The organism is Massilia sp. LMS1-1-1.1 (genome assembly GCF_040815535.1).
Classification (GTDB): Bacteria; Pseudomonadota; Gammaproteobacteria; order Burkholderiales; family Burkholderiaceae_D; genus Janthinobacterium; species Janthinobacterium aestuarii.
In genome coordinates this window covers 66,186-92,918 of record NZ_JBFPNG010000002.1, presented here as the reverse complement: position 1 = coordinate 92,918, position 26,733 = coordinate 66,186, and the positions used below count along the sequence as shown (strand labels likewise).

Annotated in this window: 24 protein-coding genes and 2 tRNA genes; 8 read left to right on the top strand and 18 right to left on the bottom strand. The window is 62.2% G+C overall.

The window, feature by feature from the left end:
* Nucleotides 1–63 precede the first annotated feature (63 nt).
* The 9 genes from MRBLMS1_RS09365 to MRBLMS1_RS09325 all read right to left on the bottom strand — a co-directional run bounded on the left by MRBLMS1_RS09365 (nucleotide 64) and on the right by MRBLMS1_RS09325 (nucleotide 9,067).
* Complete coding sequence (locus tag MRBLMS1_RS09365) at nucleotides 64–1,308, bottom strand: TerD family protein (protein ID WP_128140108.1); 1,245 nt, start codon at nucleotides 1,306–1,308, stop codon at nucleotides 64–66.
* Nucleotides 1,305–2,291, bottom strand: coding sequence for an HpcH/HpaI aldolase/citrate lyase family protein (locus MRBLMS1_RS09360; RefSeq protein WP_128140107.1), 987 nt, complete (start codon nucleotides 2,289–2,291; stop codon nucleotides 1,305–1,307). The genes MRBLMS1_RS09365 and MRBLMS1_RS09360 overlap by 4 nt, the downstream gene beginning before the upstream one ends.
* Nucleotides 2,284–3,390, bottom strand: a complete 1,107-nt coding sequence (locus MRBLMS1_RS09355) for a cysteine protease StiP family protein (protein ID WP_128140106.1) — start codon at nucleotides 3,388–3,390, stop codon at nucleotides 2,284–2,286. Before MRBLMS1_RS09355 ends, MRBLMS1_RS09360 begins: the two co-directional genes overlap by 8 nt.
* Nucleotides 3,387–4,139 (bottom strand): HAD family hydrolase, encoded by a 753-nt coding sequence (locus MRBLMS1_RS09350; protein ID WP_128140105.1) that lies wholly within the window; start codon nucleotides 4,137–4,139, stop codon nucleotides 3,387–3,389. Before MRBLMS1_RS09350 ends, MRBLMS1_RS09355 begins: the two co-directional genes overlap by 4 nt.
* The gene (locus MRBLMS1_RS09345) at nucleotides 4,117–5,274 is read right to left on the bottom strand and encodes a phosphoribosyltransferase domain-containing protein (RefSeq protein ID WP_485879128.1); all 1,158 of its coding nucleotides are present in this window, start codon (nucleotides 5,272–5,274) and stop codon (nucleotides 4,117–4,119) included. The genes MRBLMS1_RS09350 and MRBLMS1_RS09345 overlap by 23 nt, the downstream gene beginning before the upstream one ends.
* The gene (locus tag MRBLMS1_RS09340; RefSeq protein ID WP_436483875.1) at nucleotides 5,271–6,308 is read right to left on the bottom strand and encodes an ATP-grasp domain-containing protein; all 1,038 of its coding nucleotides are present in this window, start codon (nucleotides 6,306–6,308) and stop codon (nucleotides 5,271–5,273) included. Before MRBLMS1_RS09340 ends, MRBLMS1_RS09345 begins: the two co-directional genes overlap by 4 nt.
* 95 nt (nucleotides 6,309–6,403) lie before the next feature.
* Nucleotides 6,404–7,120, bottom strand: a complete 717-nt coding sequence (locus MRBLMS1_RS09335) for a TIGR00266 family protein (protein WP_034759265.1) — start codon at nucleotides 7,118–7,120, stop codon at nucleotides 6,404–6,406.
* A 187-nt stretch (nucleotides 7,121–7,307) separates the two neighbouring features.
* Nucleotides 7,308–7,883, bottom strand: a complete 576-nt coding sequence (locus MRBLMS1_RS09330; RefSeq protein WP_128140103.1) for a TerD family protein — start codon at nucleotides 7,881–7,883, stop codon at nucleotides 7,308–7,310.
* Nucleotides 7,884–7,984: 101 nt separating this feature from the next.
* Nucleotides 7,985–9,067: a DUF475 domain-containing protein gene (locus MRBLMS1_RS09325; protein ID WP_139090851.1), complete on the bottom strand. Its 1,083-nt coding sequence runs from the start codon at nucleotides 9,065–9,067 to the stop codon at nucleotides 7,985–7,987.
* Between the two features lie 247 nt (nucleotides 9,068–9,314).
* Between MRBLMS1_RS09325 and MRBLMS1_RS09320 the strand changes: the two genes are divergently transcribed.
* From MRBLMS1_RS09320 to MRBLMS1_RS09305, 4 genes are all read left to right on the top strand, one after another.
* On the top strand, nucleotides 9,315–9,740 hold the full coding sequence (locus MRBLMS1_RS09320) for a divergent PAP2 family protein (protein ID WP_219330213.1): 426 nt from the start codon (nucleotides 9,315–9,317) through the stop codon (nucleotides 9,738–9,740).
* A gap of 240 nt (nucleotides 9,741–9,980) precedes the next feature.
* A complete protein-coding gene (locus MRBLMS1_RS09315) occupies nucleotides 9,981–11,153 on the top strand; it encodes an efflux RND transporter periplasmic adaptor subunit (RefSeq protein ID WP_128140100.1) in 1,173 nt (390 codons plus the stop codon).
* A 3-nt stretch (nucleotides 11,154–11,156) separates the two neighbouring features.
* Nucleotides 11,157–14,378 carry an efflux RND transporter permease subunit gene (locus MRBLMS1_RS09310; protein ID WP_485879125.1) on the top strand — a complete coding sequence of 1,074 codons (3,222 nt, stop codon included), beginning with the start codon at nucleotides 11,157–11,159 and terminating at the stop codon, nucleotides 14,376–14,378.
* Nucleotides 14,379–14,619: 241 nt separating this feature from the next.
* Entirely contained in the window at nucleotides 14,620–14,988 is a 369-nt protein-coding gene (locus tag MRBLMS1_RS09305) for a hypothetical protein (RefSeq protein ID WP_485879123.1), read from the top strand.
* Between the two features lie 104 nt (nucleotides 14,989–15,092).
* Here the strand turns inward: MRBLMS1_RS09305 and MRBLMS1_RS09300 are convergent, their stop codons facing one another.
* From MRBLMS1_RS09300 to MRBLMS1_RS09280, 5 genes are all read right to left on the bottom strand, one after another.
* Nucleotides 15,093–16,016, bottom strand: coding sequence for an SAM hydrolase/SAM-dependent halogenase family protein (locus MRBLMS1_RS09300; protein WP_485879122.1), 924 nt, complete (start codon nucleotides 16,014–16,016; stop codon nucleotides 15,093–15,095).
* Nucleotides 16,017–16,033: 17 nt separating this feature from the next.
* Nucleotides 16,034–18,541 (bottom strand): TonB-dependent receptor plug domain-containing protein, encoded by a 2,508-nt coding sequence (locus MRBLMS1_RS09295; RefSeq protein ID WP_485879121.1) that lies wholly within the window; start codon nucleotides 18,539–18,541, stop codon nucleotides 16,034–16,036.
* Nucleotides 18,542–18,653: 112 nt separating this feature from the next.
* Nucleotides 18,654–19,532, bottom strand: a complete 879-nt coding sequence (locus MRBLMS1_RS09290; RefSeq protein WP_485879119.1) for an NAD(P)H-hydrate dehydratase — start codon at nucleotides 19,530–19,532, stop codon at nucleotides 18,654–18,656.
* A 17-nt stretch (nucleotides 19,533–19,549) separates the two neighbouring features.
* On the bottom strand, nucleotides 19,550–20,314 hold the full coding sequence (locus MRBLMS1_RS09285) for a histidine phosphatase family protein (RefSeq protein ID WP_485879117.1): 765 nt from the start codon (nucleotides 20,312–20,314) through the stop codon (nucleotides 19,550–19,552).
* Between the two features lie 80 nt (nucleotides 20,315–20,394).
* Nucleotides 20,395–21,795 (bottom strand): L-cystine transporter, encoded by a 1,401-nt coding sequence (locus tag MRBLMS1_RS09280; protein ID WP_070300878.1) that lies wholly within the window; start codon nucleotides 21,793–21,795, stop codon nucleotides 20,395–20,397.
* Between the two features lie 263 nt (nucleotides 21,796–22,058).
* On the opposite strand from MRBLMS1_RS09280, the gene MRBLMS1_RS09275 reads away from it, so the two are divergent.
* Both MRBLMS1_RS09275 and MRBLMS1_RS09270 read left to right on the top strand, forming a co-directional pair.
* Entirely contained in the window at nucleotides 22,059–22,436 is a 378-nt protein-coding gene (locus tag MRBLMS1_RS09275; protein ID WP_485879115.1) for a nuclear transport factor 2 family protein, read from the top strand.
* 9 nt (nucleotides 22,437–22,445) lie between these two features.
* The gene (locus MRBLMS1_RS09270) at nucleotides 22,446–22,835 is read left to right on the top strand and encodes a hypothetical protein (RefSeq protein WP_331778913.1); all 390 of its coding nucleotides are present in this window, start codon (nucleotides 22,446–22,448) and stop codon (nucleotides 22,833–22,835) included.
* A gap of 3 nt (nucleotides 22,836–22,838) precedes the next feature.
* On the opposite strand, the gene MRBLMS1_RS09265 is transcribed toward MRBLMS1_RS09270, so the two are convergent.
* Nucleotides 22,839–23,444: an IMPACT family protein gene (locus tag MRBLMS1_RS09265; RefSeq protein WP_485879113.1), complete on the bottom strand. Its 606-nt coding sequence runs from the start codon at nucleotides 23,442–23,444 to the stop codon at nucleotides 22,839–22,841.
* Nucleotides 23,445–23,501: 57 nt separating this feature from the next.
* Complete coding sequence (locus MRBLMS1_RS09260; RefSeq protein ID WP_139090859.1) at nucleotides 23,502–23,768, bottom strand: hypothetical protein; 267 nt, start codon at nucleotides 23,766–23,768, stop codon at nucleotides 23,502–23,504.
* A gap of 93 nt (nucleotides 23,769–23,861) precedes the next feature.
* Here MRBLMS1_RS09260 and MRBLMS1_RS09255 point away from each other — a divergent pair, with 93 nt between their 5' ends.
* Nucleotides 23,862–24,632, top strand: a complete 771-nt coding sequence (locus MRBLMS1_RS09255; protein WP_485879163.1) for an AraC family transcriptional regulator — start codon at nucleotides 23,862–23,864, stop codon at nucleotides 24,630–24,632.
* Nucleotides 24,633–25,056: 424 nt separating this feature from the next.
* A complete protein-coding gene (drt2, locus tag MRBLMS1_RS09250) occupies nucleotides 25,057–26,340 on the top strand; it encodes an antiviral reverse transcriptase Drt2 (protein WP_485879110.1) in 1,284 nt (427 codons plus the stop codon).
* A 104-nt stretch (nucleotides 26,341–26,444) separates the two neighbouring features.
* On the opposite strand, the gene MRBLMS1_RS09245 is transcribed toward drt2, so the two are convergent.
* Both MRBLMS1_RS09245 and MRBLMS1_RS09240 read right to left on the bottom strand, forming a co-directional pair.
* Nucleotides 26,445–26,520: transfer RNA gene (locus MRBLMS1_RS09245), tRNA-Lys, on the bottom strand.
* Between the two features lie 79 nt (nucleotides 26,521–26,599).
* A tRNA-Lys gene (locus tag MRBLMS1_RS09240) sits at nucleotides 26,600–26,675 on the bottom strand.
* Nucleotides 26,676–26,733 lie beyond the last annotated feature (58 nt).

The window sequence follows — 26,733 nt, the reverse complement described above, 5'->3', positions numbered from 1 at the left end:
AGAAAACCCGGGGTCAGACCCGGCGGGTCTGACCCCAGCCTTCCGCTAGTGGTGTACGTACACTCAGTCTTTCCGTCCGGCTTTCCAGTTCAAGCCAAAGTTATATCTTTCGTCCATGGCCTGGTGCGCCGTGATTTTACCTTGGCCGCCGAAGTATTCCACCAATTTTGTCACCTGCAGGTTGCCGCCGTGGTTTTCCAGCATGGCGATGGCGCACATGGCGTGCTGGCTGTCGCTGTCGAGGCGCACTTCCACCGTGGGCTGGCCGGGAATCTCGATCGTCACGACGCCATCGGTGGCGGCCCAGTTCGGCACGCCTTCATAGATGAAGGCGTAGACGAGCACGCGCTTGATCTGGTCGAAATGGGTGCCGTTGATGAAGATGTTTTCGCCGCTGCTGATGCTGCCCGTGCGGTCGTCGCCTTCCAGGTGAATGTACGGCGGACGGTCGTAGGCGCCCCAGCTGTTGCCCAGCGCCTGCACGGCGCTTTTGCTGCCGTTGCTCATTTCAAACAGGCAGCCGATATCGAGGTCGATGCCGCCCGAGCGGCCGGCCGGCTTGTTGAACAGCTTGCCGAGGAAGCCCGTGTCCAGTTTCGATGCGGGCGCCTGGCCTTGCGACGCGTTCTGGTTCCAGTTCAGGTTCACCTTGATGCGGCCATAGCCGCCGCTGTCGCGCTTGTCGAGCGAGATCTTGTCGCCGCGCTTTTCCAGGCGGATTTTCGACAGCGAGATTTTATTCGCCGCAGGCGGAGCTGCTGGCGCAGGCACGGAAGCCGGTGCTGGCGCCGGGGAGGACGCCCCCGATTCGCTGCCGCCGAAGTGCTTCAGCAGCGCCGCCAGGCCGCCCGCGAAACCTTGGCCCACGGCGCCGAAGCGCCAGCTGCCGTCGCGGCGATACAGTTCGCCGATGATGACGGCTTTCTCGTCCTGGAAGTCATTGCCCGTGAAGGCAAACGTGGCCGCCTGGCCCAGCGCCATGCTGGAGTTGCCCAGCGCGCGCATGCTGCCCTGTTCCGTCGCCGCAGTAAAAACCAGCTTGTCGATCGAGGCGGGCAGGCGGGCAAGGTCGACCTGGAAGGTGGAGCGGGGACCATTCAGCTCCACCGTGACGGCATTGTCCGGCGCGCTTTTCTGGTTGTAGAACACCATGTAGCGGTCGTCCGACAGCTTGCCGGCCGCATCGACGCCGAAGCAGCTGACGTCCACTTCCATCGAACCCGAAACGATATCGAGCGTGACGGCAAACGGGCCGTTCAAGCCCAGGTCAGCCAGTTTGCCTTTTTGTCCGCGTGTGAAATTGGTCATGGTCGTGCAATCCCTTCGTCGCTTGAGAGTTGAGTCAATGAGGTAGTCGGATGGTGCGCGGCGGCGCCATCGGCCGCATGGCGGATGCCGAACAGGCGCGCCTGCTCGATGATGCGCAGCGCCCAGCTGGAATGGGTCGCCACTTCGCACATCGATTCCTGCATGCGGAACACGGCAGGGCTGTCCGGGTCGATGATGCGCAGCGCCAGTTCGATGTCCGACTGCGCCACCTGGTAGTGGCGTTCGATCTGCGGCACCTGGTCCGGATGGATGGCCGTCTTGGCGATCATGCCGTGCGCCATGTCCTGCGCCACTTCCGCGTCGAGCCAGCTGCCCTGCGACAGGTGCTCGAAGACGGGTGCCGTCAGCTGGAAGCCGTGCGGCTTGAAGATGGTGACCAGGCGGCCGATGACCTGGCCCAGCGGGGTCTGGTAGATGGTGCCGCTGGTGGGGCGGCGCAGTCCCAGCAGGGCCAGCAGATCGTTGCCGCCGATGCGCAGGGCCAAGATGCGGCGCCGCACTTCCGGCGCAGACAGGATGATGCGGAACTGCTTCATTTCCTCGTCGTCGAATACTTCCGCCGTTTCCAGGGTCGGCATCAGCAGATGGTGCGTGTGGCGCACCAGCTCGAAATACGCGTTGAAATTGCTGCGCGTGGATTTCGGCAGCACGAAGCCGCTCAATTTGTCGGCGCCCGGCATGGCCAGCACGCGCGCCAGCACGTCGAGATTGCGCACGCGCACGAAGCGCAAGGTGTCCGAGTCGTCGCACATGTTTTGCAGCGCCAGCGACAGGTTGAACAGCGCGTAACTGAGGTCGCGTTCCGCAATGGCGTCTTCGGTGCAAAGGATCACCGAGCGCAAATGGCTGAATTTGTCGCCATTGGCGATCGCCAGCAAATCCTTGTGCGTGGTCGGCACATACATGGAGGCGCCGAGCGCCGCCTTATGCTCGCTTTGTGGGTGTAGGGAGTTGTTATCCATCGACTGCGCTCCTGATAAGGGCGACCGCCTGGTAAGGCAGCGCCGGTTCTACTGTGACGGGTATGGCTTTTTCCTGCGCCAGAAGCAGCAAATGTGCCACGTCCGGCGCATTCGTGTCGCGCACGATCAGGCGCTCGGGCACGCGGCGCAGCAGCACGCGCGTCGCTTCGCCGATGCCCGGCTTGATCAGGTTGATGTCGCTGATGCCGTATTCCTGCTGCGTGGCAGCCATGTAGGCTTGCGAGCGGGCCGCCATGGCTGGCGCATCGCTCGCTTCGGCCAGCGGCACGCCGCTGCTGGCGGCAATGGCCACGGCGTCGGCCACCAGGCCGTCGGCGAAAGCGCGCGACTGGTCGTGCTGCTCGAACTGCGCGTAGTACACGCAGCCGTGGAAGTCGTCCGGGCCGATGGCTTCGTTGAGCACGGAGCGGCTCACCAGCCCCGAGACGGTGGCATTCAGAATGCTCGACGGGATCAGGTAGTCGCTGGCCGAGGCGGCGCAGGCGGCCGTGCCGGCCAGGTCGGACAGCACGAACAGGCCGCCGTCGATCGCCGTGCCATGCACGGCATTGAAGTCGTTGACCGTTTGGCGCAGTTCGCGCGAAATCACGCCCTTGCCCGTCCAGCCGTCGACGAAGACGAGGGAGTCGGCCGCATGGCCCTGTGCCAGGATGTGCTGCAGGGCGTTCGCGTCGATGCCGCGGTCGCGGATGATGGAGACGGAATAATGGCTGCATTCGCGCTGGAACACTTGGCGCAGCAAGTGCCCGAGGATGACGCCCACGGGCGTGCCGGCGCGCGCCAGCGACACCAGGGTGATGGAACCCGTGCGGCGCGCCGCGATCAGCGCGGCCAGGCGCAGGCAGTCGCGCGCCATCTGCAGGCGGTTGGCGGCAAACGCGCTCTGGAACAGGGCCAGGTAGGCGGGCGAAGGCAAGGACTCTGGCGACAGCATTTCGCTGTAGTGGCGCTGGCCCGACTGGATCAAACGCTCTTTTTCGGCCAGGTCGCGTATCGGTTCGAGCGCCATCGGCGTGAGCAGAAACTCCACGTCTTCCTGGCGGTAGCTGCCGCTGAAATGCTGCGTGCCGCCGGTCATAGCGCCGCCACCGTGAGTGCCGCCAGCTGGGTGCCGTTGGGGATGATGGCGTAGTCGCAGGCCGCCATGAAGCGGGCGTCCGAACGGCTGTCGCCCATGCCGAAGCTGACGATGGGGCCATGTTCGGCTTCCAGTTCCGCGCGCAGGTAGGCGACGGCGCGCGCCTTGTTCAAAGTCTTCGGCAGCACGGCCAGGTTGTTGCCGTTGCGGTGGATGAAGTAGTCGGAACCTTCGGTGGCGATCCACTGCTGCAGCACCTGCTCTTCGATGTCGGCCAGGCGTTCGCCGCGCGCTTCATGGTCCTTGACGACGATGTAGAACGGCGTGTTGTAGTCTTCGATCAGGCGCGCGCGCGAAGGCATGCCCGTCTTGACCTGGAAATCGTCGATGATGCGCATGGCGTCGCGCAGGCCGGGCAGGGCCGTCTGCATGTCGTCCTGCATCAGGGCCAGCCAGCCAGAGTCGAGCGCGCCGCCAGGCTGCAGCACGATGCCGCCGTAATCGAGCACGCTGTAGCTGGTAAACGGCAGGTCGACCCGGCGGAAGGCGTCGCCATTTCTGGCAGTGGCGGGAATCAGGGTCATGCCGCTTTGCGCGAATTCAAAGAAGGCGCGCTGGCGCGCCGTCGTAAACGAGCAGGCGTCGCCATTTTTCAAATAGGCGGCCGCTTGCAGGTCGGTCTCGCCAGGGCATTTTTTCGGGGTCTGGAACAGTGTGTCGTCCAGATCAACAAACAGGAATTTCTTCAATTTTGGTCTCTGACTGAAAGTGGAACAGGCGGCCGTTCAACTGGCCGGCGAGTTGCATGAGGGCCGGGCTGGCCGGGGTTTCATGGCAGATGAAAACGTGCTGGTACTGGCCAGGCGCCACGTTGTACAGGTAGTTGGCGATGCCTTCGCCGTAATTGTCGTCGCAGTTGACGATGTGGCCGACGGAGCCCCACGACAGGATCGGCGAGCGCGTGGTCGACTGCACCACGACGTTCTTGCCCAGCGCTTCGAGTTCGCGCGCCAGCAAAAACGACGGGTGCATGAATTCGCCCGTACCCAGTACGAGCACGGAATCGCCGGCGCCGATTTCCTGCGCCAGCTGCACGGCCAGGCCTTGCGGCGGCGCCAGGGCGCGGCCCACGCCGATGCGGCCGAACGCGGGGCTCGCGCCCCGTTCCGCATTCGCCTCGAAGCGCTGCGCGCTGGCCGCCACGGGAGCCGGCGCGTCGCCGGCCTGGAATGCATACTGGCCGGAGAGCGCGGCGCCGATGCTGGTGGGCAGGCCGAAACGCTCGCTCAAGCCCGTGTTGGCGGCCTGGCCCATGAAATTGGTGATCACGCCCAGGTGCAGTTTTTCCAGCTGCGTATAACGCGCGCGGCACACTTGCACCAGGTTGGCGAAGGTGTTGCCGGTCGACGCTTCATCATCGATCAGCACCAGGCTGCGCGCCGTGGAAAACAGGGCGCTGGCCGCGTCCGATAAATGCAAAAACTGGCGCGGCGCGTGGCTGTGCGATTCCTCGAATTCGAAGAAGGGCACCGTGCCCACGCGGTAGCGCGAGCTGTGCAAAAACAGGGCCTTGCCATTCGGGTTGGCGCGCAGCCACGCCTCGAACACGCCCTGGCCCAGGCCGACGGCCGTTTCCGCCATGGCGATGAAGACGACGGGACCGGGCAGGCTGGGGGGAATCTGCGCGGCCAGGTCGTCGTGGATGGTTTGCATGGCGCGCGGCGTGACGGGCCAGTGCTTGCCCAGCACTTTGGACAGGAACAGGAAGCCGCGCTTGGCGTTGGCGCGCGCGGCAAAGCCGATCAGCCAGTCCAGCGGAAAGCGCGCCTCGTCCACTGTCAAGGTCAGCTCGCCCGTGGGCATCTGCTGCTTGACGATGTTCATGGCAGCTCCACGGCGTAGGCGGCTTCGCCCACGCGCATGCCTTCCTGGACGGCGGGCACGGTGAGCTTGTCAAAGCCCTGGTCGAAACCGGCCAGCGCGAGGTAGGGCAGGTTGGGGCCGGCCGCGCAAGCCATGCCGATGCCGCCCGACATGCGCGGGTTGATCTCCAGCAGCGCCAGGCCATTCGCGCCTTCGCGGAACTGGATGTTGAAGACGCCATTCAGGCGGTAGTCGCGCGCCAGTTTTTCACAGGCCGCCAGCAGGTCGTCGCGCAGTTCGATCAGCTGGCCGCTGCCGCCACCATGCAGCTTCTTGCGCGGCACGGCGCAAATGAGCTTGCCCTGGTCGGCCACGCAGTCGGCGCTGTATTCGTGGCCATCGAGGTATTCCATCAGCAGCAGGGTCTTGAACGATGCCATCTGCGCCAGGCCGTTGCGCAGCTCCTGTGCATTGATCTGGTAGGCGGCGCCGGCCAGCAGCAGCTGGGCGCTGGTGCGCTCCTCATCGAGAATGGCAAAGCCCAGGGCATACACGGATTCGGACGGCTTGATGCACAGTTTGCGATGCAGCGGCCGCAGCTCGGCGTAGGCGGCGTCGTATTCGGCGATGGTGGTCACGGCGCGATAGTCGGCCGGGCGCGCCATCGGCAGATCGAGGCCGTCGCAGAAGCGCGCCTTGTCGTGCATCAGGGTCAGCGTCTCTTCGCTGGCCACGCTGAGTACCCGCGTGCCGATGGCGGCGAAGCGCGCGCTGGCGCTGCCGATCAGGCCCGCTTCCTTGCCGGGCCAGAAAATCGTGATGCCCCGCTCGCGGCAAAATTCCAGACACCACTCGACATAATTGAGGCCTGTGAGGCCCGATGGTTCGACCGCGTATTCGTGGGCGGATAGAAAGGCGGCAGCGTGCGCGTTCGTATTGCTGCACACGATGTGATAGCGGGGCGCGCCGTTTGTCGCGGCCATGTCGGCCTCGCGGATCAGACGCATGGCCGTGCCGACCGAGGAAAATGTTTTGTTGAACCAGACTCTTTGCATGTACGGGGACCGGGTGGAAATAGGGGAAGCCGCGCGCAGGTGCGCGCGCGGGGATTCTAAACGACCAGACTTAACCTGGCCTTAGAAGGAGGAAATCAGCCGGCTTTGCCCGACGCCGTCCACTTCAGGAACGCATCGCGGTTGCGCGAGCAGATGAACACCTTGCCCGAGCCGGAAAAGCGCAGCACGATGCCTTCGCCGCTGGTCACGCTGTTGACGATATTGCCGAGGAAGCCGCCGATGCCGCCGCCGCTCGCGCCGCCGCCCGTGGTCACGGAAATCTCGTATTTCAGGCTGCTGTCCCAGCAGACGACGTGGGAATTGTCGATCACGACATCCTTGCCCGGCTCGACGTCGAGCTGGAACATGGAGCCGAAGCCCGACACCACCACTTGTCCCGTGCCGGCCGTCTCCATGACGAAGAAGCCGCCCGACTGGGCGAACAAGGCGTTGCCGATGCTTTGCGTGCGCACCTTCATTTCCGTGCCCGAAGTGGCGGCGACAAAGGCGCCGTCGTTGAGCAGGTACTGGCGCGCGCCCACGTCGACCACTTCGATGGCGCCCGGCAGGGTGGGCGAGAGCAGGCAGTCGCCGCTGCCGCGCACCGCTTCGATATGCTGCTGGAAGAACGATTCGCCATTCGCGAAGCGGCGCATGATGGCGCTGCCCAAGCCGCCCGTCATCTTGCCTTTCAAGTCCAGCGCCGTCTCCATCATCACCATCGCATCGGATTCGCAATAGATGGTTTCGCCCTGCTTCATGCTGACGTGCAGGAATGGATCGACGTCGCCCGTGACACTAAATACTGGCATGATAAATCTCCAAAAAAAAGCCGCCTGAACTGTGCAGGCGGCAGCAATGATATGACATTAAGATAATTCACCTCGGAAAACCGTAGCGAGCAAGCTCGATTTCGGGTTAAGTCGCGCAGCTGTACGGAGGTACAGCGAGCAACGCAGGCCCGAAAGTGAGCGGCGCAGTAGGTTTAACGAGCGTGAATTAGGCGTTGACGCCGAACGAACGGGCGAGGGGGCCCAGGCCGCCGTTGAAGCCCTGGCCGATGGCCTTGAACTTCCATTCGCCGTTGTAGCGGTAGATTTCGCCAAAGATCATCGCCGTTTCCGTCGAGCTGTCTTCGGACAGATCGTAGCGGGCGATTTCTTTTTCGCCTTCCGCGTTCAGGCAGCGGATGAAGGCTTTCGAGACCATGCCGAAGTTCTGGCGGCGCGCGTCGGCGTCGTGAATGGTGACGGTGACGCTGATGCGGTCGATGTCGGCCGGCACGCGCGACAGGTCGATTTCGATGCGCTCATCGTCGCCGTCGCCTTCGCCCGTGGTGTTGTCGCCCGTGTGGACGACGGAACCGTCGGTCGACTTCAGGTTGTTGTAGAAGATGAAGTCAGAGTCGCCACGGACTTTGCCGTCGCTTTTCAGGAGGAACGCGCTACCGTCAAGGTCGAAGGTGGCGCCGTCCGTCGAACGAGGATCCCAGCCGAGGCCGACGATGATCTTCTTCAGGTTCGGTGCTTCCTTGCTCAGGTTGACGTTGCCGCCTTTTTGCAAACTGATTGCCATGTGGTGCTCCTTTTTAATAAATAACTCAAACAGACCTGCATGGGATGAGCGCCATGGCGCTCGTGCCATTACTCTTTCAACTGGGGGCGGAACCCCCGATTTCAAGCTTCTGCCGCGTGCCGTTTGCGATAACGCAGCGATGACCACAGCGAGACCAGGATGAAGGCCACGCCCGACAGGCCGGTGAACCACTCCGGAATATGGTACTTGACGGACGCCAGCATGATCAAGGCGAGAATCCCGATCGCATAATGGGCGCCGTGCTCGAGGTAGACGAATTCGTCCAGGGTGCCCTTGTGCACGAGGAAGACCGTCATCGAGCGCACGAACATGGCGCCGATGGCCAGGCCCAGCATGATGATGACGACGTCGTTGGTGATGGCAAACGCGCCGATCACGCCGTCAAAGCTGAACGAGGCGTCCAGCACTTCCAGGTACAGGAAGCCGCCGATACTGCCGCGCGCCACCGTTTTTACCAGTTCGCCATTGCCGTTTTTGGCCGGCGCTGCGCCTTCTTCTTCGTCATCCTGCAAGTCCGGTTCGCCTTCTTCCAGCAAGCCGCTGATCCAGTTCACGCCGATGTAGACGGCGATGCCGACGATGCCGGAAGCGAGCACGCTGTATTTTTCGTCCACGGGACCCATCGCCACGCAGGCCGCCACGGCGCCCATGGTGATCAGCACGGCCAGGCTTTCGGTGCCCAGTGCGTTGACTTTTTCCTCGGCCCAGCCCAGCCAGTGCAATTCTTTCTCGTCGTCAAACAGGAAGTTCAGGAAGACCAGCAGCAGGAAAGCGCCGCCGAAGGCCGCCACTTGCGCATGGTTGTCCGTCAGGTGCTTGGCGTATACGTCCGGCGTCGTGGTGGCCATGGTCCATACGTCGACCAGGCCCAGGCCCGTGGCCACCGATACGATGACGAGCGGGAACAGCAGCCGCATGCCGAAGACGGCCACGAGGATACCGACCGTCAAAAACAGTTTTTGCCAGAACTCATTCCAGTGGCGCAAGACCGAGGCGTTGACCACGGCATTGTCGAACGACAGCGACACTTCCATGATGCCCAGCACGCCCGTGATCCACAGTGCCTGGATCATGCCGGCCATGCCGCCATGGCTGTAGCCCCACCAGCCCGACACCGCCATCAGGATAAAAGTGACTAAAAAGGAAATTCTGAAATGCCGCATGAGGACCCCGTTGCAAGTATGAAGACGTTTGATTATCCGCGCCGCTGTGCGCGCCGCACTCAGTGTTGATATACGTCAATTGTTGTATATGCCATGATTTTATATGATCGCCGCCGCCGGCGGCGTTTTTATGGCCCGACGAAGGACAGTTCTGCTGGCGCGGATGATCTGCGATAATTGCGGCGCGCCTGTCTGGCTGCCGCAGCCCCAGACACACACTCTACATCTATATAAGAAGGAATACCCCGTGGATATCGCTTACCTCGTCACGCCCCTGATCACCTGGATCCTGGTCGGACCGATCAAATTCCTGATCAACAGTGTCCGCACGCGGCAATGGGCGTTCGGCCTGGTCGGCAATGGCGGCTTTCCCAGCAACCATAGCGCCGTCGTCTCCAGCATGGCGACCCTGATCGCCTTGCGCGAAGGCATCGGCCATCCTGCCTTCGGCGTGGCCGTGACCTTGGCCTTCATCGTCATCATCGACGCCAACAGCCTGCGCCAGCACGTGGGCAAGCAGGCGGCCGCCATCAACCGCCTGGCCGGCGAAGCTGCCAGTCCTGCGCACAAGACCTTGCGCGAGCGCATGGGCCATACCCTGGTGGAAATCGCCGGCGGCCTGTGCACGGGCGTGGCCATCGGTTTTCTGATCAACACCGTGTTTGCCCGCTAAGTTCGCTTCTCCTGAAACGCAAAACCCCGCTTCAAGGCGGGGTTTTGCGTTTCAGGGCGTAAAAACTACGTTTCATCCATTGAATAAAGCATTACAGGAAACCGCCGATTGACATGCCCGGATGCGCTCATGGATACTTTGGCGCTTGTGGTTTTAATAAAAATAAATGCCTTGCTATCGCCTGCAGCCCTATCCGGGCCGCCGGGACGGTCGTGGCGCTATCTATCCGGAGAAATACCCATGTTGCGCAAAACCCTGTTTGTTCTGGCAATCGCTTCTGCCCTGGCCGCCTGCGGCAAAGAGTCCAAAGATCCCGGCAAGGGCGGCAAGGATGGCAAGGAACAGGCGGGCGCCGCCGTCAATCTGCTGGTCTCCCCGGAAGACATGCTGACCATCCAGAGCAATGCGCTGGCGTCGGGTCCTGTCATCACCGGTTCCGTGCAGCCCGAGCGCAACGCGGACTTGCGCGCCGAAGTGTCGGCCGTGGTGATCCAGGTGCTGAAGGAAAATGGCGAAGCCGTGAAACGGGGCGACGTGCTCGTGCGCCTGGACGAAACGGCCATCCGTGACAGCCTCAATTCGGCCGAAGAAGCGAGCCGCGCCTCGAGCCAGGTGCTGGAACAGTCCGAACGCATGTTCCAGCGCATGAAAACCTTGCGCGCCTCGGGCATGACGTCGACGCAGGCGCTGGAAGACGCGGAAATCCGCCGCAACAATGCGCAAAGCGATCTGTCCGCCGCGAAAAGCCGCGCCGCCCAGGCCCGCCAGCAGTTGCAGCGCACCCTCGTGCGTGCGCCGTTTGACGGCATCGTGAGCGAGCGCAAGGTATCGAATGGCGATACGGCGCAAATCGGCAAGGAATTGATCCGGGTCATCGATCCGACCAGCATGCGCCTCGAAGGCTTGGTGTCGGCCGACAAGATCGGCGTCGTCAAGGTGGGCCAGCCCGTGCTGTTCCGCATCAATGGTTATCCGGGCCAGGATTTCGCGGGCAAGGTGCGCAGAGTCGATCCTGCCGCCAACGCCGTCACGCGCCAGGTGGCCGTGCTGGTCGATTTCAACGACAAGGAACAGCCGCGTGTGGCGGGCCTGTATGCGGAAGGGCGCATCGAGACGGAAACCGTCAGCGCGCTGATGATCCCCGATTCGGCCCTGGTGAAGGCGGGCGACGTCACGTACACGTGGAAAGTCAAGGACAAGGCCTTGCATAAGGTCAACTTGCGCATCGGCGCGCGCGACGTGCGCACGGGCCAGTGGGAAGTGCAAAGCGGCCTGGCCAGCGGCGACACCGTGCTGCGCACGCCCGGTTCCACCTTCAAGGATGGGCAGAAAGTGGAATTGACGGCAGCCAAGGCCGTGCCCGCCGCCGCCGTGGCCAGCAGCAGCGCCGCCGTTGCCGGTAAAGGAAACTAAGCCATGTTCCTTTCCGATTTCAGTATCAAGCGGCCCACGGCCACCATCGTGCTGATCCTGGCGATGATGTGCGTCGGCTTGCTGGCGCTCAAGAAACTGCGCGTCAACCAGAACCCGGACGTCGAAGTGCCCTTCATCGTCGTCAGCATTCCTTACCCTGGCGCCTCGCCCGACACGGTCGAGCGCGAAGTGGTGAACCGCCTGGAAAAGTCGCTGCAAAGCATTTCCGGCGTGACCGAAGTCAACAGCGATTCGAATGAAGGTTCGGCCAGCATCTTCCTGAAGTTTTCCTTCAACACCAACCTGATCGAAGCGTCCGACAATATCCGCAATGCGATTGCCGCCGTGCGCTACAAGTTGCCGACGGAAATGCGCGAGCCTATCTTGCAGCGCATTGACCCGGCCGCCGAACCGATCATGCAACTGGCGCTGTCGTCGAATTCGCAAAGCCACGCGGAAATTTCGCGCCTGGCCGAGGACGTGCTGTCGGATCGCTTCCGCACCGTCGATGGCGTGGCGCTGGTCAACGTGGGCGGTTCGCTCAAGCGCGAACTGTCCGTGCTGCTGCGCGCGGAAAAATTGCGTGAATACAATGTGTCCGTCAGCGACGTCGTGACCGCTTTGCGCAATCAGAACACGAATGCCCCCGTGGGCAAGGTGCGCGGTATTCTGGACGAGAAAAGCATCCGCCTCGTGGGCCGCATCGAGTCGCCAAGCGACTTCGAGAAAGTCGTGATCAAGCGCCGTGGCGAGGAAATCGTGCGCCTGGCACAAGTGGCCACCATCGAAGACGGCTTTGCCGAAGTCAACAGCCTGAGCATGCGCAGCGGCAAGCCCAACGTGGGCATTTCGATTACCCGCGTGCGCGACGCGTCCACCGTCAGCGTGGCCAACAAGATCCGCGACATGGTGGCGGAAATCAACAAGACCTTGCCGAAGGGCACCTTGCTGCAAGTGACGCGCGACGGCGGTGAAAACGCCCAGCATAGCTTGAACAATGTGATCGAATCGCTGGTGCTGGGCGCCGTGCTGACGATTTTCGTCGTCTACGCCTTTTTGAACTCCTGGCGTTCGACCCTGATCACGGCGCTGAGCTTGCCCACGTCCGTGATTGCCGCCTTCATTGCCGTGTGGCTGTGCGGCTTTACCCTGAACTTCATGACCCTGCTGGGCCTGTCGCTGGCCATCGGCGTGCTGATCGATGACGCCATCGTCGTGCGCGAAAACATCGTGCGCCACATGCAGATGGGCAAGGACCGCCGCACGGCCGCGCTGGAAGGCACGGCCGAGATCGGCATGGCCGTGGCCGCCACGACCTTCTCCATCATCGCCGTTTTCATTCCCGTGGCCTTCATGCCCGGCATCTCCGGCGAATGGTTCCGTCCGTTTGCCTTGACGGTGACGTGCTCGGTGCTCGTCAGCCTGGGCATCTCGTTTACGCTCGACCCGATGCTGTCGGCCTACTGGGGCGACCCGGTCGAGGAACACTCGGCGCCGAAAAAAGGCATTGGCCGCGTGCTCGATAAATTCAACCACTGGTTCGACCATCAGGCCGACCGCTACGGCCGCGTGATCGCCTGGGCTCTGCATCACCGCCGCTGGATGGCCGTCATCGCCTTCGGCAGCCTGGTGGGCGCCATTGTCCTGCACGCTACGCATGGCGGCACGAGTTTCCTGCCGGCATCCGATTCGGGCAACCTGATGATCAATGTGCGCACGCCATCGTCGAGCAGCATCGAGTATTCGCGTCTGAAACTGGAAGCGGCGGCCGTATTGGCGCGCACCTTGCCTGAAACCAAGGATACCAACAGCTCCATCAATGCGGGCGGAGGACGAGTCTATGTCGACATCGGCAAGCGCAACACCCGCAAGCGTTCGGCCAAGGAAATCGCGGTCGAGCTGCGCGAGAAGATGTCGCGTCTTGTGGGCGCCGAATACGTGGTCCAGGACGACTTGAGCAACGGTTCGCAAAAACCGATCCAGGTGGAATTCACGGGCCCGGATTCGCGCAAACTGATGGAAATTACGAATGCCTACATGGACAAGCTGCGCGCGATTCCTGGCGCCGTCGACGTGGGCCTGTCCGAGCAGGATCCGAAGAACGAGCTGCAGATCGAGCTCAACCGTGGCCTGGCCAACTCGATGGGTATCTCCGTCAACGACGCGGCGCAATCGTTGCGCGTGGCGTTTGCCGGTGTGGAAGTGGGCGACTGGGTCGATCCGACGGGCGAAACGCGCGATGTGGCCGTGCGCCTGCATCCCGACGACCGCGTGGCATCGGAAAATATCGAGCGCCTGCCGATCAGCGTGACGGGTACGTCGCAAATGGTGCCGCTCGACCAGATCGCGACCATTACCATGGGCAAGGGCCCGTCCGGCATCGAGCACAAGAATGGCAAGCGCACGATCACCGTGTCGGCCAATGCGCAGGGCCGCTCGAACGGCGAAGTGACGAGCGACGCCATGAAGCTGGCCAACTCCATCGACTTCCCGCCCGGCTACGGCCTGGCGCTCGGTGGCGCGGGGCAGGACCAGCAAGAGCTGTTCACGGAAATGCTGATCGCGCTGGTGATGGGTATCGGCCTGATGTATTTGATCCTGGTGATGCAGTTCGGTTCCTTCACGGCGCCGGTGGCCGTGATGATGTCCTTGCCGCTCAGTTTGATCGGCGTGGTGGTGGCGCTGGTGATCACGAACAACACCCTCAATCTGATGAGCTTTATCGGCATCATCATGCTGATGGGCCTGGTCGCCAAGAACGCCATCCTGCTGCTCGACGCGGCGCGCAAGCGCGAGGAAGAGGGCCATGGCCGCGAAGAGGCGCTGATGTATGCAGGCCGCATGCGCCTGCGCCCCATCCTGATGACGACGTTTGCGCTGATCGCCGGCATGTTCCCCGTGGCGCTGGGCCTGGGCGAGGGCGGCGAGTTCTACCGTCCATTGGCGATCGCCATCATCGGCGGCACCATCACCTCGACGATTCTGACCCTGCTGGTTGTGCCGACCTTCTATGACAGCATCGAGATCGCCCGCGATGGTGCCGTGGCCAAGTTCCACCGCCGCGCCGCGCGCATGCCCGTGGCCGTGGCCATGATCTTGACCCTGATCGAGTGCGTGCTGACCCTGCTGCTGGTGCGTTTCGTCTACCGCATGCTGAAGAAGGCCATGCTGTTCCTGATGGGACGCCGCACGCCGAAAGCGACATCGGTCAGCCTGCAAAAGTAATACCGGGCCAAGGCGCAGCTTTCGCTACGCCGTGGTATTGCAAGAGCCTTCCCCGGAAGGCTCTTTTTTTGTCTGCGCTTAACTGCTGCGCGGCGGCGTGGTCGTACCTGTGCCCGTACCTGTGCCCGTACCAGTGCCTGTACCCGTGCCTGTGCCCGTACCTCCGGTGCCGGTTCCTGTGCCCGGCGTAGTGCCGTTGGGTTGCGTGGTTGGCGGCGTGGTCGTGCCATCGGGGTTGGTCGTGCCTGGTGTCGTCCCCGGCGTTGTGCCGGGTGTCGTGGTATCCGGCGTGGTGGTGCCCGATGTGCCGCTGGTCCCGCTGGTGCCGGGTGCGGTTGCCGGGTTCGTCGTGTTCGGCGAGGTGGTGGCACCGGTGCCAGTGTCGGTGTCGTTACGTTTGTTGCATCCGCCCAGCAGCGCACAGACGATGGCGCTACCGAGAACGAGCTTGCTGGTGGTCAGGAGTGGAGCCGTCATGATTGTTCCTTTTCAGTGGAATGCTGTCGTGGAAAAGCATGCCTTGCCAGATCGCGCATCTGGAACAAGGCTGGCATCGTTTGCAAAATTTAGAGTAGGCAGGTGGGCGCAGGTTCACCACAATTACAAATGAGCGGCGTTGTGGAGGCGGGGAAAGCGTTTGGTTTGACGTAGCGCAAACCTGCAGTAGAAAAATTTGAAACGGCCAGGACTGTGTGTCCTGGCTGCGGACCATGCTTATTTCGACGAAGAAACTTTGCTCACTTCCACTTCCCAATCCACGCCCGACTCGACGTGATGTTTGGCGGCAAAGTCACCCTGGCTGATGGCGACGGCCACGTCGAGCAGGCTGTTCAGGTAGACCAGGGGCTTGCCCTTGGCCACGCCGCCAAACGTGTGCTCGAACGGCGCCGTGACCTCGGCCACTTGCTTGCCCTTGTGCAGGATGCGCACTTGCAGCGGATCGTGCGGTTTGACCTGCAATTCATCGAGCAGCGATTTCGGGATATTCGTCCACACGTTGCCATACTTGACGTCCAGCACGGGCACGATGCCGCGGATGGTATTGCCGTCGCGTACCGGTTTCTGATACGCGATCTTGACCACGGATTCGCTCGGCAATTGCGGGCCCACCTGTTCATAGCGGATGGCGCCCGATGCCAGGCGCGCGCCCACGTAGGCGTACACGTCGCGGCCATGGAAGGTGTAGGACTCGGCGGAGCCGGCCAGGCGATTGACCTTTTCATCGATTTCGCGCAGTTCCGCCACGCCGTCGCGCTCGGCGATCAGGGTGAACAGGCCGTTGTCCGGCCCCACGAAGTAGCGTCCACCCTTGGTTTTCAGCACCACCGACTTGCGCGCCGTGCCCACGCCCGGGTCGATGACGGACACGAACACCGTGCCTTGCGGCCAGTAATTGGCTGTCTGGTACAGGCGGTAGGCGCCCAGCCAGATGTCGTAGTCGGGAATCTGGTGCGTCAGGTCCGAAATGGTCAGCTGGGGATCGACGCCATAGGCCACGCCATGCATGGCGGACACGGCGCCATCGGCCGTGCCGAAGTCCGTCATCAGTACCAGCGGTGTGGCGGCCTGGGCGGCGGACAGCATGAGGGCGCTCAGGCAGGCGCCGGCGACGAGGTGGGATATTTTCTTGATGATCATGGGTTCTTTCCGTGGCGTTAGAAGGTGTAGTTCAGCTTGGCGTAAAAGTACGCGCCATTGACGCCGATGGGGTTGATGAAATTGTAGGGCAGGGCGCCGCCATACGTGGCGTTATTCGTTTCCCGCACGCGCTGCGGATAGCGGTCGAGGATGTTGTTGCCGCCCACGCTCAAGGTCAGCTGCCTGCTCAGTTTCAACTGGCCTTCCAGGTCCAGCGACCAGACGGCGCCGAAGCGCTGTGCGGGGATGCCGTCGATCAGGGGCGCATCGCTGTCGTACGAAAAATCTTTCAGCTCGCCAAAGCGCGTGGCGCGCGCCTGCACGCCCCAGCCGGCCGCCTGCCAGTCGGCGCCGAGTATCAATTTGCTGTTGGGGGACGCATGTTTGATGCGGAACAAACTCGTCTCCGTCAGCAGGGTCAGACTCGGATCGATATTGGCCAGCGCAGCGGAGCTCTGACGCACCTTGTCGAGGCTGGTCTTGTTCAGGTTCAGCGCCGCGTTCAGGTTCAGTTTGCCTGACGTGAACGCCAGGTCGTGGTTCAGCACCACGTCCAGGCCCTTAGTACGTGTGTCGAGCAGATTGGCCAGGTAGGCCACGGACTGAATGTCGCTGCGGCCATTCGCGGCCAGGTAAGCCGTGACGGCGTCGCTTTGCAAGTCGCTCGAGCGCGTGATGCGGTCGCGGATGCGGATCACGTAGGCATCCACCGTCACGCTGGTGGCGGCGGCCGGTTTCCAGGCCAGGCCCAGCGAGACGTTGGTCGATTTTTCAGGTTTCAGTTGTTGCGCGCCAAAGCTGCGCGCCAGCGGGTCGCTGGCCGGCAGCAGGGCCGCCGTTTGCAGGGCCGTGCCATCGGCGTTGAAGTTCAGCGTGGCAAAGCGGAAACCCGTCTGCACGAGGGCTGGCGCGCGGAAGCTGTTCGACAGCGAGCCGCGCACGAGAAAATTGTCCGTCACTTTATAGCGGGTGGACAGCTTGCCCGTGCTGGCGCTGCCGAAGTCGCTGTAGTGCGAGTAGCGGGCGGCGGCGCCCACCAGCAGGCGCGACGTAAGGTCGCTTTCCACGTCCGCATATACGGAGCGGATCTGGCGGCTGCCGTCGTAGGCGTCCGATGGGCGCAAGCCCGGTCCGGCCTGGGCGCCCGGTGGCGCATCCGTGAAGCTGCCGGCCGCATACGAGGCTGGGTCGCCGGCCGAGCTGGTGTAGGTTTCGCGCATCCATTCGGCGCCCACGGCCACGCTCAAGGAAGCGGGCAAGCCGATGTCGATGGTCCGCGTGGCATCGAAATTCAAGGCGTTCTGGCGGAAATCGAAGCCGGCCAGGCTGAAGCGCGTGGGGCTGGCCGCGCCCAGCGAGGCGTTGACGGAATGGCTCACGCCGTAGTCAAAGCGGTCGCTGCCGTGGCGCGCGCTGGCGTCCCAGTTCCACTCGCCCGCGCTGCCGCGCACGCCGGCCACGATGCTGAGGTCGCGCTTGTCGCCGTTGGTGACGGGGCGGTAGCCGTTCGGATACAGGGCCGGTACGTTCGACGGGTCGCCTGGATAGCGGAAGTAGGCGCTGCCGTCCGATTTACGCTCGTTGAGGGTGGCAAACGAGTACAGGTCCAGGCCGTTGGCCAGGGTGAGCTGGGTGTTGTAGAACACATAGTTGTTGCGCTGGCGCGAGTCGCCCGACTTGAACACGACCTTGCCGTCGAGCGCCTGGTCGGCTGGCGTGAAGTTATAGGACGTCCAGCCAGCGTCGCTGGGGCCGGCCCGTTCCGTGGGCGAGCGGCGCCGTGTTTCCGCGCCGAAGCGGAAGAATCCCGCCTCGCCCAGAGGCACGCCATAGTCGGCGTTGACGATGACGGTCTGGCCATCCGTCAGGGTTTGAGCTGTCGGATCGAAATGCGTGTGGTTGGCGCCGTAGCTGATGGACGCGGCGCCGCCTGTGCGTGCCTTTTTCAGCACGATGTTGATGACACCTGCCACGGCGTCACTGCCGTACTGGGCGCCGGCGCCATCGCGCAGGATTTCGATGTGGTCGATGGCGTTGGGCGGAATCGCATTGATGTCGACCGGCACGGTGCCGGCAAAGCTGCTTTCCGTGTCGAGCACGGCGCTCGTGTGGCGGCGCTTGCCGTTGATCAGCACCAGTACCTGGTCGGGCGCCAATCCCCGCAACTGGATGCCGCGCACGGAGTCAGACGCGCCGCTCGACTCGATGCGGGGGAAGTTGATCGACGGCGACAGGTTTTGCAGGGCCGCGCCCACGTCGCCCGTCGACAGCGCATTGCTCACTTCGCGCGCGCCGAAACGGTCGATGGGCACGCTGCTGTCGAACACCGTGCGGTTGCGGGCGCGCGAACCGACGACGGTGACCTGGTCGATGCTGGCGCTGGCCGTCTCTGCGGTCGTGCCTGTGTTTGTTTGCGCGTCCTGGGCCCAGGCGGGCGCGGTGGCCAGCATGGCGCAGGCCAGCACGATGGCGCGCAGCGGCGTGGCGGGAAGAGAAGGCGTGGCGGTTGAATGGCGCGGATACAAGGCGGTGTCCTTTGGGCTCGATTAATGTTCGTATGGAAACAATTGCAATGAGCTTAAGGGAGGCGCCCGCCAGCGCTAACGATTCTTTCTGGATATGCTTATGCTGTTGTTTTTATGCCGCCAGATTGCGCAGCAGCGCCGGAATCTCGGCCGGGATTTCGCGCGCCAGGTAGCCGAGGATGCCGAAGCGCAGGGCCAGCTGTTCGCCCGCCAGCGCATGCAGGGCGATGCCCCAGGCGCACGCCTGCTCCAACGGTGCACCGCGCGCCGCCAGGCCCGTGATGATGCCGGCCAGGGTGTCGCCGGAACCGGAAATGGCCAGGCCGATATTGCCGCCCGCATGCGTCCAGGTCGTGCCATCGGGCATGGCGATGACGGTCAGCGCGCCTTTCAGGGCGACGATGGCATTCCAGCGCCGCGCCGCGTCCGTGGCACAGGCATGCGGGTCGGCCAGCACGGCGTCTTTCGACAGGCCCATCAGCTGGGCCAGCTCGCCCGCGTGCGGCGTCAGCAGCACGGGCTGGTCAAACCGGAAGTGCGCGGGCTTGCGCACGACCTGCATGGCGCGCGCATCAAGGATCAAACGGCTGGCGGCAAACAGTGGCAGCAGGTGGCGCATCAGCTCGCAGCTGGCGGCCGTGTCGCACATGCCTGGCCCGACGAGCACGGCGTCCACCTTGCCGGCCAGCGGCGCCAGCTGGTGTTGCGCCTCGTGCCGGAAGCCGCCTTGCGCCGTTTCGTCCAGGCCGATGACCCGCGCCTCGGGCATGGCGATGGCCACTTGCGCCGCCACCGACGCGCCCGTCGCCAGGGTCAGCTTGCCCGCGCCCGCGCGCAGCGCTGCCGTGGCCGCCAGCAGGATGGCGCCTGGCATTTCCGCCGAGCCGGCGACGACCAGCAGATGGCCGCGCACTTCCTTGTCGCCGTCGGGCTGCGGCATGGGCAGGGGCCAGGAGCGCAGCAGGGCAGGCGTGATGTCGGTGGTGTCCATGCATGGTCTCCGGAAAACTAGGACTTGGGCGCGGCCGGCATGTCGGGCTGGGCCGTGACAGGTGTACCCGATTCTTCCAGTGGCGCGACGAAGTTGCACAGGTCTAGTTGCAGCTTGCCGTGCTTGCCCAGGGCGGGATTGAAAGCATACGAAGTGACGCCGCAGTTGGGCACGTCGGCCGCCTTGTCGATGGCCAGGATGGCTTGCTCGTCGCAGCGATCGAGCAGGTAGCGGAAGCAATTGACGATGACCTGGTGGCCGACGATCAGCACCCGCTCGCCCCGGTATTCGCGGGTGATGGTGTCGAGCACGCTGCGCAGGCGCAGGATGACGTCGCACCAGCTTTCGCCGCCCGGCGGACGGAAGTAAAACTTGCCCACGTGCTGGCGCTGCTCGTGCAATTCCGGGTACTTGCTGGCGATGCCGTGCACGGTCAGGCGGTCGAGGATGCCGAATTCCTTTTCGCGCAGGCGCTCGTCGGCCACCACGGAGCTCAAGCTGTCCGCATCGATGCGCGCCAGCACGGCTTGCGCCGTCTGCTGCGCCCGCACGTACGGCGAATACAGCACGATGGTCGGTTGTTGTTCAGGGGGAAGGGTGGCGAACCAGTCACCGAGGGCTTGGGCCTGGCGCGTGCCCAGCTCGGAGAGGGGGACGTCGACATCGCGCTCGGCGATGGCGATCAATAGGTGCTTTTCCGCTTCGGCGGCATCGCGCGCCACGTTGCCGGCACTTTGGCCGTGACGCACGATCCAGATTTGCTGCGGCCATTTCTGTTCCATCGCCTTGCGCCTTCCTCCGTATTTATTGTTGATAAATATAGAGGAAAGCGGCAAGGCGCGGCGCGCCGCTGGAGAGTTGCTTAGGCGGCGTGTTCCGCTTCGTCCAGGTCCGGCGCGTCGTCGCTGTTGTAGACGGCCAGGTCGGTCTGTCCCATGACCCGGCTGGTGACGGTGCCGGCCGTGATCGAGCCGCTCACGTTCAGGGCCGTGCGGCCCATGTCGATCAGCGGTTCGACGGAGATCAGCAAGCCGGCCAGTGCGACAGGCAAGTCCATCGCTGACAGCACGATCAGCGCGGCAAACGTGGCGCCGCCGCCCACGCCGGCCACGCCGACGGAACCGATGGTGATGATGGCCAGCAAGGGCAGCAGGAAGCTGACCGTGAAGGGATCGACGCCGACTGTCGGGGCGATCATGACGGCCAGCATGGCCGGATAGATGCCGGCGCAGCCGTTCTGGCCGATGGTCGAACCGAACGAGGCGGCGAAGTTGGCGATGCCTTCCGGCGTGCCCAGGCGCTGGGTTTGCGTCTGCACGCTCATCGGGATCGAACCGGCACTGGTGCGCGACGTGAACGCGAAGGCGAGCACGGGGAAGACTTTTTTCACGAAGCGCAGCGGGTTCAGGCCCACGCCGGCGATGATGGCCAGGTGCACGAGGAACATCAATATCAGCGCGCTGTACGAGGCAACGACGAAGTTGATCAGTTTCAAGATGTCCGTGTAGCTCGACGAGGCGACCACTTCAAACATCAGCGCGAACACGCCGTACGGCGTCAGGCGCAGCACCAGGGTGACCATGCGCATGACGATGGCGTGCGCCACTTTCATGAAGTTCTCGAACGAGGCGAAAATCTCCGGCTTTTTCGCCGCGATGCCGGTGGCCGAAATGCCGATGAAGATCGAGAACACGACCACGGCGATAGTCGACGTCTTGCGCGCGCCCGTCATGTCGAGGAAGGGGTTGGTCGGCACGAAGCTGACCAGCAGTTTCGGCAGGGACAGGGCTTTCGCCGTTTCCAGCGAGCCCTGCAGCTGCACGCCGCGCGCCACTTCGGCGGCGCTCGACGTCAGGCCGACAGCCGTCAGACCGAACAGCTTGGCCATCAAAATGCCCAGCGCGGCGGCAACGGTCGTGGTGATGAGCAGGGTGCCGATGGTCAGTGCGCTGATCTTGCCCAGCGAGCTCGCGTCCTTGAGTTTCAGGATGGCGGAAATGATGGACACCATGATCAGCGGCATGATGATCATCTGCAGCAATTTTACGTAGCCGCTGCCGACGATGTCCATGTATTCATTGGTGCCCGCAATGATGGGCGAGCCGGCGCCGTACAGCCACTGCACGGCCGCGCCGAGCAGCACGCCCAGGCCCAGGCCCGTGAAGACGCGCACGGTAAACGTCGCGTGTTTGCGTTGCTGGTGGAACATGAAAGCGAAGACGAGCAACGCAACGAGCAGGTTCAGGATGATGTTAATTGCCATGAAGGGGCCTTATCTTGGTTTTATTCGAGACTGCACGGAGCACATAAAACAGTACTACAACTGACAGCTGCCCCAGCCCGGGGCGGAAGGGCAAGCACTGTACAGTACTATGGTGGCGTTTTGCGCAATACCGCTGCGAATATTACGCTATATAAATATGCTTCACAGGTATAAGCCTTGTGGCTGATTGTGAATTTAGCTATTTCGTGCAAGCATGCTTTTCCCGTTTGCTAAGATGCGCCAGACTATTTGATAGGAAGAAGATGAATGCATTAACTGAAGTACAAGTGCTCGATGCGGAAGAGCGCTTGCGCCTGGCCATGATGGGCTCCGATGTGGCCGCGTTGAATGCCTTGCTGGCCGACGACTTGCTGTTTACCAATCACCTGGGCCACTTGTTGAGCAAGCATGCGGACCTGGCCGCGCACGAGCAGCGCCTGCTGGCCATCACCGACTTGCGCGCGTCCGAGCGCCATGTGCGCATCAACGGCAGCGTGGCCGTCGTCTCCGTGCGCATGCAGCTGACGGGCACCTATCACGACGTGGAAACGCATGGCGACTTCCGTTTTACGCGCGTCTGGGCGCAGGACGCGGCCGGCGCGCTGCAAGTGATCGCCGCCCAGTCCGGCGTCGTGGCTTGAGGAGTATCAGTGGATCATCGTTCCAAAGGGCAGCTGTTTGAAGCTGTCATCGCCGCCGGCCCGGCCACCCTGGCCATCACGGCCGGCTATCCCGTGCTGTTGTACAACCTGGTGCGCACCTGGGCCGACGCCCCCGGCGCCAATGCGCTGGCCGCGCTGCTGCTGACGGGCGGGGTGTGGGCCTTGCTGGAATTCTGGCGCATCGCGCTGGCCACGGTGGCGCGCAAGGCATATGCGTTCAACTGGCGCTTCTGGCTGGCCATCGCCGGTTTTCTCGGCTGCTTCGTGCGTTTCGTGCCGGACATGCCTGCCGGGCTGATGTTGCTGTTGATGGTGCTGCCGGCGCTGGCGTGGACGCATTTCATCATGCTGCAGATCAAGCGCCCTCCCAATTTGTAAGTTTTATTCTTCCTCTTCGGCTTCCAATTTCAGCCAGGCTATCCGTCCATTGCCCGCCTCATGCAAATGCGCGAGCAGGGCGGTGGCTGCCGCTTCCGCCAGGCTGAAGTCGAACAGCACGTGCTCGCCGTGTTCCACGTTCAGCAAGGCGGCGCCGGCGCCATCGAGTTCGCGGCGCAGCATGCCTTCCATCGCATACGGCACCGTGCAGCGCAGGGTTCGCTGGCGCACGATGGCCGTCTTTTCCGCTTGCAACAACGCTTGCGCCACGCTATCCGTGTAGGCGCGCACGAGGCCGCCCGCACCGAGCTTGATCCCGCCAAAATAGCGCACGACGGTTGCCAGCACGCCTTCCAGGTCCTGGTGGCGCAGCACGTCGAGCATGGGCCGTCCGGCTGTGCCGCTCGGTTCGCCATCATCGACGGCCGCCGATTGCCCGCCCGCCAGCAGTGCCCAGCACACATGGCAGGCGCCCGGATGCTGCGCCTTCAAGTCATTGACCACCTGCTGCGCGCTGGCGCGGTCCGTCATCGGCTGCACGCAACCGATGAAACGGCTTTTCTTGATGATCAATTCGCTGTGGACGGGGGTGGCAATGGTAAACGGCATGGCGGGTGCGAAGGCGGGCAAAGCAGCATGATAGAGGAAATGCGCGCCGTGGACGAGTCAGCCTGCTCGCGCGGCAGAAGCGGCCACCAGTTCGCGCAGCGCCGCATCGCGCACTTGCACAATATCGAACAGTCCCAGCGCGTGCAGGGCGGGCAGGGCGTCGACAATGTCGCGCTCGGCTATGGTCCGTTCGGCGATGCCGCTGGACTCGTCCAGCCATAGCCGGGCATTGGCCAGGAAGGCGCCCACCGTGCCCTTGCGTACAGTGACGCCATTGAACTGGCCCTGGTTTTGTTGGTCCGGCAATACGTCTTCTGCACGCATGATGCACTCCTGAATGTTGGAAAGACTTCACTGTATGATGGCCGGATTGTCTTGCCTGCGTTGTTTATGTCATTCAATACGTCAAATCCGCCAATCTTGTCGCCATCACTGCCGCTGCGCGCTATGCGCATTGCCCAGCCGCAGGAGCGCGTGACGGCGGCGCACCGCCACGCCAGCGGCCAGCTGTTCGGCGCCATGCGGGGCTTGCTTTCCATCGCTGCCGACAGCGGGCAATGGGTGGTGCCGGCCAGCCATTGCGTGTGGATGCCGCCCCATCACGTCCATGGTCTGCGTTCGCATGGCCCGTTTGCGGGCTGGAGCGTGTATGTGGACGAAGCCAGTTGCGCCAGCTTGCCCGCCGCGCCGTGCGTGATGCGTGTCTCGGGTTTGCTGCGCGAGGCAGTGGGCCGCGCCAGCACCTGGGACGATGGCGCGCTCGACGTGCGGCAGGAACGGATCGCGGGCGTGATCCTCGACGAAATCGCCGCCGCGCCGCACGAGCCCTTCGGCTTGCCCCTGCCCACGGACCCGCGCCTGCTGCGCGTGGCGCGTGCCATCCTCGATGACTTGGCCGACGAGCGGGGAGTGGAAGCGCTGGCCACCTGGGCCGGCGTCTCGCCGCGCACCCTGGCGCGCCGTTTTACTCAGGAAACCGGCTTTACTCCGTCCGCCTGGCGCCAGCGCGCCCGCATCCTGCGCGCCCTGGAATTATTGGCCGCCGGCCAGCCCGTCACGACGATTGCGCTGGACCTGGGCTACGACAACGTCAGCGCCTTCATCGCCATGTTCAAGCGGGTGATGGGCGTGACGCCGGGGAGGTATGGGGAAGGGGATGGCAGTTCATCGAGCCATATCGGTATTTGATAAAGCGCAACTTGCTGCAGATAGAGACGGTCAAGGCTGAAATCGTGTATGAATGGCGGACTTGACCCGGACGCCACTGGCCACGCAGCACAAGCACTCAGCTTTTTTTTGAATCAATTGTTGCCAGGATGCTACTTGGTGTATAGTTGAGTTGCTCCACATGTAGGTGTGGAGGGGTATCACATGATGTCAAGCCCTGAAGGACCGACCTCGCGGAAGGATTTCCAGATTGACAGCGCCAGAATGATTGGGACGTGCATTATTGCCTCCATGAAATGATGGTACAACATTTCTAACGTACGTGGCATGCTATGAGAAATCATGGTTGAATGGTACGAAGACTGCCAGCCTAATCCGGGGAGGTGATCAGCGGATCGCCACCATCTTCGCTTCCCCGGTTTGCTAACGATGGATGGTGTATAGGTTGAAGCCTCGTAAAAAGCACCCTTGGTATCGCCATCGTGGCTATCCCCATTTTGATCATCCGATCAACCTTAAAGACGCCGAAATTCTGGTGAAAGATCCTAGTCAAGTTTCTAGCCACAGTTTCTATCCCTTCATAGAATTCACAATAGAGAGTTTCAAGGTCAAACGCACTGGCCCTGAAGAAAAGCTCAAGCGGATACCAAAGCTTAGGCCCATTGCCTATGCTTCTCACGTTGATTGCCACATTTATTCCTATTACTCCTTCCAGCTTACGAAGGTATATGAGAAGGAAATTGCTAAACGAAATTTGCAGGATTGCGTATTGGCATTTCGTTCGTTAGGAAAGAGTAATGTCGAGTTTGCTTTTGAAGCATTTGAGGCCATTAGGCAGTTTGGCGCAAGTGAAGTTGTTGCTCTCGATGTCACTGGTTTTTTTGATAACTTGAGTCATGCCTTTTTGAAGAACGCTTGGGCCAACCTACTGGGGCAGGTGCAATTATCGGCAGATCACTACGCGGTGTTTAAGTCGCTGACTAAGTATTCCACAGTGAACCTGAAGCAGCTCTATGCCCTTCTAGGTGTCTCCATGAACAACCGTGACACGGCACCCGTTAGGCTGTGTAGTGCAGATGTATTTAGGTCGAAGATCCGGGGGAGTAAGCTGGTAGTAAAGCATGACCTAGACAAGGGAATTCCTCAAGGATCGCCTATTAGTGCGCTCCTGTCGAATCTTTACATGCTGAACTACGATTCGGTGATGAAGGCATTTGTTGACCATGTGGGCGGTCTTTATTTCCGCTATTGCGATGACATACTGCTGATCGTCCCCCCTGGGAAAAAGGCAGAGGCAGAGGCACTCGCAGTGTCTGAAATCGCGAAGCTCTTGTTGGAAATTAATCCAAAGAAGACTGATCGAGTAGATTTTTCTGTAACTGAGCGGGGATTAATTGCATCGAAACCATTACAATATCTTGGCTTTCTCTTTGACGGCCAACGCATATTACTACGGTCGGCGTCACTTGCCCGCTATTCCGAGCGTATGCGTGGCGGCGTTCGCCTTGCAAAAGCAACCATGAAGAAGCGAAATGCTGCACGTGAGGGTAGAGGAGAGGTAGCTAGGCCCCTATTTAGAAAGAAATTAAATAGCCAGTACTCCCATCTTGGGCGCCGGAATTTCATCACCTATGGCTATGACGCTGCTAGACGGATGGGCTCCCAAGCAATTCGTAAGCAACTGCGAGTTCTATGGAAGCGACTGCAAACTGAAATTGAAGCTGCTTAGACGGAGGGGGCAAGTGCGCTGCCCAGCCGGTTGGGAGTCGGACCATAAATGGGCCTGAAACAAAAAAGCCCACGAACCGAAATTCGTGGGCTTCTCTGAGTATTTGGTAGGCCGTGCGGGATTCGAACCTGCGACCAACGGATTAAAAGTCCGCTGCTCTACCAGCTGAGCTAACGACCCAAAAACTTTACAACTGAACTGCGGTAACTCTGTGCGGCATGTGCTTGCCATGAAGACTTGCAAACAAACCACAAATTCTTGGTAGGCCGTGCGGGATTCGAACCTGCGACCAACGGATTAAAAGTCCGCTGCTCTACCAGCTGAGCTAACGACCCAAGGGCGGCTATTATGACGGCCAAAGCGGGTTTTGGGAAGGGCAGGGGCGGAAAAAAG

Bases quoted from the DNA above. Each gene is read 5' to 3' on its own strand.
- MRBLMS1_RS09365 (WP_128140108.1), bottom strand. From the start codon at position 1,308: ATGACCAATTTCACACGCGGACAAAAAGGCAAACTGGCTGACCTGGGC.
- MRBLMS1_RS09360 (WP_128140107.1), bottom strand. From the start codon at position 2,291: ATGGATAACAACTCCCTACACCCACAAAGCGAGCATAAGGCGGCGCTC.
- MRBLMS1_RS09355 (WP_128140106.1), bottom strand. From the start codon at position 3,390: ATGACCGGCGGCACGCAGCATTTCAGCGGCAGCTACCGCCAGGAAGAC.
- MRBLMS1_RS09345 (WP_485879128.1), bottom strand. From the start codon at position 5,274: ATGAACATCGTCAAGCAGCAGATGCCCACGGGCGAGCTGACCTTGACA.
- MRBLMS1_RS09340 (WP_436483875.1), bottom strand. From the start codon at position 6,308: ATGCAAAGAGTCTGGTTCAACAAAACATTTTCCTCGGTCGGCACGGCC.
- MRBLMS1_RS09335 (WP_034759265.1), bottom strand. From the start codon at position 7,120: ATGCCAGTATTTAGTGTCACGGGCGACGTCGATCCATTCCTGCACGTC.
- MRBLMS1_RS09330 (WP_128140103.1), bottom strand. From the start codon at position 7,883: ATGGCAATCAGTTTGCAAAAAGGCGGCAACGTCAACCTGAGCAAGGAA.
- MRBLMS1_RS09325 (WP_139090851.1), bottom strand. From the start codon at position 9,067: ATGCGGCATTTCAGAATTTCCTTTTTAGTCACTTTTATCCTGATGGCG.
- MRBLMS1_RS09315 (WP_128140100.1), top strand. From the start codon at position 9,981: ATGTTGCGCAAAACCCTGTTTGTTCTGGCAATCGCTTCTGCCCTGGCC.
- MRBLMS1_RS09310 (WP_485879125.1), top strand. From the start codon at position 11,157: ATGTTCCTTTCCGATTTCAGTATCAAGCGGCCCACGGCCACCATCGTG.
- MRBLMS1_RS09300 (WP_485879122.1), bottom strand. From the start codon at position 16,016: ATGATCATCAAGAAAATATCCCACCTCGTCGCCGGCGCCTGCCTGAGC.
- MRBLMS1_RS09290 (WP_485879119.1), bottom strand. From the start codon at position 19,532: ATGGACACCACCGACATCACGCCTGCCCTGCTGCGCTCCTGGCCCCTG.
- MRBLMS1_RS09285 (WP_485879117.1), bottom strand. From the start codon at position 20,314: ATGGAACAGAAATGGCCGCAGCAAATCTGGATCGTGCGTCACGGCCAA.
- MRBLMS1_RS09280 (WP_070300878.1), bottom strand. From the start codon at position 21,795: ATGGCAATTAACATCATCCTGAACCTGCTCGTTGCGTTGCTCGTCTTC.
- MRBLMS1_RS09275 (WP_485879115.1), top strand. From the start codon at position 22,059: ATGAATGCATTAACTGAAGTACAAGTGCTCGATGCGGAAGAGCGCTTG.
- MRBLMS1_RS09265 (WP_485879113.1), bottom strand. From the start codon at position 23,444: ATGCCGTTTACCATTGCCACCCCCGTCCACAGCGAATTGATCATCAAG.
- MRBLMS1_RS09260 (WP_139090859.1), bottom strand. From the start codon at position 23,768: ATGCGTGCAGAAGACGTATTGCCGGACCAACAAAACCAGGGCCAGTTC.